Origin of the sequence: Arthrobacter sp. 'calajunan', from assembly GCF_046940185.1 — a bacterium.
GTDB lineage: Bacteria > Actinomycetota > Actinomycetes > Actinomycetales > Micrococcaceae > Glutamicibacter > Glutamicibacter soli.
Window position 1 is genome coordinate 1 of record NZ_JBKZDY010000053.1, and the last position, 257, is coordinate 257.

Annotated in this window: 1 pseudogene; it reads right to left on the reverse strand. The window is 67.7% G+C overall.

The features are described from left to right. Nucleotides 1-257, reverse strand: a pseudogene (locus RF641_RS17630) (HNH endonuclease); the annotation flags it as partial.

The following is a 257-nucleotide window of genomic DNA, read 5'->3' on the forward strand; positions in this document are numbered from 1 at the left end:
TTGACGTCCTGCAAGGGGGTGAGGATGGCCATGGCCTGGGGTTCGGTGAGTTCCCCGAGGGCGAAGCGTTGGGCGAGGAAGGGGGTGTCTTCGGCGAGGATGCGGGCGTTGGCCAGGTAGGAGCGGTGGGCGCGGGGGTCGCGTTTGCGGGCCAGGGCGACGGTGCTGGCTGCTCCGCGGGTGAGGTCGTTGGCGTGGGTGCCGTTGTTCTCGTTGGTGCGGAAGACTTCTTTTTCCAGCTGGTGGGCGAGCATCGC